Annotated in this window: 5 protein-coding genes; 4 read left to right on the plus strand and 1 reads right to left on the minus strand. The window is 63.8% G+C overall.

Annotation, left to right across the window (positions count from 1 at the left end):
* Positions 1 to 29 precede the first annotated feature (29 nt).
* A complete protein-coding gene (gene znuA / locus ACE04F_RS09645) occupies positions 30 to 962 on the minus strand; it encodes a zinc ABC transporter substrate-binding protein ZnuA (protein ID WP_486106211.1) in 933 nt (310 codons plus the stop codon).
* A 66-nt stretch (positions 963 to 1,028) separates the two neighbouring features.
* On the opposite strand from znuA, the gene zur reads away from it, so the two are divergent.
* From zur to ACE04F_RS09665, 4 genes are read left to right on the plus strand one after another with little or no spacing between them, the layout of a single operon-like run.
* Positions 1,029 to 1,511, plus strand: a complete 483-nt coding sequence (gene zur, locus ACE04F_RS09650) for a zinc uptake transcriptional repressor Zur (protein WP_053126886.1) — start codon at positions 1,029 to 1,031, stop codon at positions 1,509 to 1,511.
* A complete protein-coding gene (znuC, locus tag ACE04F_RS09655; RefSeq protein ID WP_434602328.1) occupies positions 1,511 to 2,293 on the plus strand; it encodes a zinc ABC transporter ATP-binding protein ZnuC in 783 nt (260 codons plus the stop codon). Before zur ends, znuC begins: the two co-directional genes overlap by 1 nt.
* Positions 2,286 to 3,074, plus strand: a complete 789-nt coding sequence (gene znuB, locus ACE04F_RS09660) for a zinc ABC transporter permease subunit ZnuB (RefSeq protein WP_434673166.1) — start codon at positions 2,286 to 2,288, stop codon at positions 3,072 to 3,074. Before znuC ends, znuB begins: the two co-directional genes overlap by 8 nt.
* A gap of 37 nt (positions 3,075 to 3,111) precedes the next feature.
* Complete coding sequence (locus ACE04F_RS09665; protein ID WP_486106214.1) at positions 3,112 to 3,825, plus strand: PA5502 family lipoprotein; 714 nt, start codon at positions 3,112 to 3,114, stop codon at positions 3,823 to 3,825.
* The last annotated feature ends 53 nt before the right edge of the window (positions 3,826 to 3,878 follow it).

Consider the following 3,878-nt stretch of genomic DNA (forward strand, 5'->3'; position numbering starts at 1 on the left):
CCCCCCCCCCCCCCCCCGAGAGCGGGGTGTTACAACGACTCCAGGCACCCCGCCAGATCATTCCCCAACTTTTCCAGCAATTGCTCATACCCTTGCGCCGTCGCCGGGGTATAGCCGCCCAGCGCATCCAGTTCCGCCAGCTTCACCGGTAGCCCGGCCACCAGCGTCTCGGCCAGGCGCGGACGCAGCGGCGGTTCGCTGAAGACACAGGTCTTGCCCACCGCCTGCAAACGCGTACGCATCGCCGCCACGTGCTGGGCACCCGGCTGGACCTCGGCGGCCACGGCGAAAACCCCGGCGTGCTTGAGGCCGTAGTTGTCCTCGAAATAGTCGAACGCTTCGTGGAACACGAAATACGGCTTGCCCGCGACCCCGGCCAAGCGCGTCTTGAGGCGCGTGTCCAAGGCATCGAGGCGCTGATTGAAGCCCTTGAGGTTGTTTTGATAGCGGGCCGCGTTCGCTGGATCCGCCGCGCTCAGGTCAGCCGCCATCCTGGCAGCAATCACCCGCGCATTGTGCGGCGACAGCCACAGGTGGGCGTCCACGGTGCCGGGGCGATGGTCGTGATCGTGATCATCGCCGTCATCATGGTCATGATCCTCGTGGGACGCGCTGTCCTGGGCGAAATGACGCAACTTGAGCCCCGGCAGATCCTGCACGGCGACGGAAGGCTGCGTACGACCATTCAACACACGTGGCAGGAAACCTTCCATGTCTGGGCCAATCCAGTAAAGCAGGTCCACCGACTGCACCTTCCGTACGTCGGATGGCCGCAGCGCATAGTGGTGAGGCGAGGCGCCAGGGGGCAGCAGCACTTCCGGAACGGCCAGGCCGTCCTGTACCGCGGCGGCAATCAGTTGCAGCGGCTTGATGCTGGTAAGTACCTTGACGTCGGCCCGGGCCGGGCCAATCAGCAGGAATGTTGCGACAAAAGCGACAAAGAGCGAAAAAATTCGGGACACGATGACCACTCGAAGAGGCGAGAACGGGTAACATAATAACGTCTCTCACTAAACTCGTCGCTGCCCATGCCCATTACCCCCCTTGCCAGTCGTCCCCATGATCATTCCCATTGCGTGCACAGCGCGCTGTCCGAGGCCGATGCCATTTGCGCGCGCCAAGGCCTGCGCCTGACCGCCCTGCGTCGGCGAGTGCTGGAGCTGGTCTGGCAAAGCCACAAGCCGCTGGGTGCCTACGACATCCTCGCGGTACTCAGCGAGCAGGACGGCCGCCGCGCCGCGCCGCCGACGGTCTACCGGGCGCTGGATTTCCTGCTGGAAAACGGTTTGGTGCATCGCATTTCTTCGCTGAACGCCTTCGTTGGCTGCAACCATCCGGAGCACGCCCACCAAGGCCAGTTCCTGATCTGCCGCGAATGTCATGCGGCCATTGAGCTGGAACAGAAGTCCATCAGTGACGCGATCGTCGCCAGCGCCAAGGACGTCGGCTTCGTGGTCGACACCCAGACCGTCGAAGTGGTCGGCCTGTGCTCCGGTTGCCAGGGGGCCTGATGAGCAACGCGTTGATCCGCCTCGAACAGGTGGCCGTGACGTTCGCCGGGCAGAGCGTGCTGGACAACATTCACCTGAGCGTCGAGCCGGGGCAGATCGTCACCCTGATCGGCCCCAACGGCGCCGGCAAGACCACCCTGGTGCGCGCCGTGCTGGGCCTGCTCAAGCCGGACAGCGGCAGCGTCTGGCGCAAGCCCCGGCTGCGTGTCGGCTACATGCCACAGAAGCTCCATGTCGACCCCACGTTGCCGCTATCGGTGCTGCGCTTTCTGCGTCTGGTGCCGGGCGTCGACCGCGAGCGAGCCTTGGCGGCGCTCAAGGAAGTCGGCGCCGAGCAAGTGATCGACAGCCCGGTGCAGAGTGTGTCCGGCGGCGAGATGCAGCGTGTATTGCTCGCTCGCGCGCTGTTGCGCGAGCCCGAGCTACTGGTGCTCGACGAGCCAGTGCAAGGCGTCGATGTGGCGGGGCAGGCCGAGCTTTACAGCTTGATCACCCGCCTGCGCGACCGCCACGGCTGCGGGGTGTTGATGGTGTCGCACGACCTTCACCTGGTGATGAGCACCACCGACCAGGTGGTCTGTCTCAACCGTCACGTCTGCTGCTCCGGGCATCCCGAGCAAGTCAGTGGTGATCCGGCCTTTGTCGAATTGTTCGGAAAAAACGCACAAAGCCTGGCGATTTATCACCACCATCATGACCATTCCCATGACCTGCACGGTTCGGTGGTCAGCGCTCCTTCTGCTTCCACTCATGTTCATGGAGACGGCTGCAAGCATGGCTGATTTTCTGTTGTACGCCCTGCTTGCAGGATTGGCGCTGGCGCTGGTGGCCGGCCCCTTGGGCTCGTTCGTGGTCTGGCGGCGCATGGCCTATTTCGGCGACACCTTGTCCCATGCGGCGCTGCTCGGCGTGGCCATGGGGTTTCTGCTGGACGTCAGCCCCGCCATCGCGGTGACCGTGGGTTGCCTGCTGCTCGCAGTGGTGCTGGTGACCTTGCAACAGCGCCAGCCGCTGGCGTCCGACACGCTGTTGGGCATCCTGGCTCCCAGCACGCTGTCCCTCGGGCTGGTGGTGCTCAGCTTCATGCACGACGTGCGGATCGACTTGATGGCTTATCTGTTCGGCGATCTGCTGGCGATCAGTCCGATGGACCTGGCCTGGATCCTCGGCGGCAGCGCGGCGGTATTGCTGTTGCTCGTGGCGCTGTGGCGTCCGTTGCTGGCGGTTACCGTCCATGAGGAACTGGCGCGGGTCGAGGGCCTGCCCGTGGTGGGCCTGCGATTGGCACTGATGCTGTTGATCGCGGTGGTGATCGCCGTGGCAATGAAAATCGTCGGTGTATTGCTGATTACTTCATTGCTGATCATTCCGGCGGCTGCGGCACAGCGTCACGCCCGCTCACCGGAGCAGATGGCCCTGGGCGCAAGCCTGCTGGGCATGCTCGCGGTGTGTGGCGGGCTGGCGTTGTCGTGGTTCAAGGACACTCCGGCCGGACCGTCGATCGTGGTCAGCGCGGCGGCGCTGTTTCTGCTGAGTTTTGTCCTGCCCCGTCGAGGGGTGTAGACTTGCTCGCTTTTTGCGCAATTAGAGAGTCGCAGGAATGAAGCCGTTCGCCTCCCGTTATCTGCTCCTTGTCGCGTTTTCCCTGCTGCTGGGCGCCTGCCAGAGCACGCCGCCGACCGTCGAAACCCCGGACACCCGGGGCCCGGCCATCGCGCAGCTCGAACAGAGCCTGGCCAGCAATGAACTGGCCACCGCAGAAGGTCAGTTGGCCGCGTTGCAAGCCCAGACGCCTGAAGATCCGTCGCTAGAGCCTTACCAGCGGCAACTGGCCGAGGCGTACTTGCGCCGCAGCCAGATCGACCTGCAAAAAGGCGATGTAAACGCCGCCGCCACTGCCCTGAGCCGGGCTCGCGCGCTGATGCCAAAAGCGCCGGCGCTTACCGGCGAAGTGAACAGTGCGATCGCCCAGGCCCGCAAGGCCGAGCTGGAAAAAGCCGAAGCCGCCCTCCAGGCCGCCGAAGCCAAGCCGGTTGCAAAGGTGATCGACCCGAGTGCGCAGAGCACCACGGTGGTGGTGAATATCGGCGATATCCGCGCAATGCGTCATCAACTGGATGCCATCGCCGCTGATGTGGTGAATTTCCAGTGCGATGTCAGCATCCAGGCGCCGCGCACCGATGATTACCCGTGGTTGGCGACATTGCTGACCAAACGGGTCAAGAAACTCGATCCCGGGTTTGATCTGAAACTGCAGAAGCAGATCTTGCGCAGCGTGCCGGCGCAAGTGGTTCTGACTCCGCGTAAGCTCTGAAAGCTTCGCGAGCAGGCTCGCTCCCACATAGGTGTTGTGATCGACACATACCC

It is taken from the genome of Pseudomonas sp. AGC41, assembly GCF_057334555.1.

What these genes read in the sequence shown, in the direction of transcription:
- zur (WP_053126886.1), top strand. Translation starts at nt 1,029, where the DNA reads ATGCCCATTACCCCCCTTGCCAGTCGTCCCCATGATCATTCCCATTGC.
- znuC (WP_434602328.1), top strand. Translation starts at nt 1,511, where the DNA reads ATGAGCAACGCGTTGATCCGCCTCGAACAGGTGGCCGTGACGTTCGCC.
- znuB (WP_434673166.1), top strand. Translation starts at nt 2,286, where the DNA reads ATGGCTGATTTTCTGTTGTACGCCCTGCTTGCAGGATTGGCGCTGGCG.
- ACE04F_RS09665 (WP_486106214.1), top strand. Translation starts at nt 3,112, where the DNA reads ATGAAGCCGTTCGCCTCCCGTTATCTGCTCCTTGTCGCGTTTTCCCTG.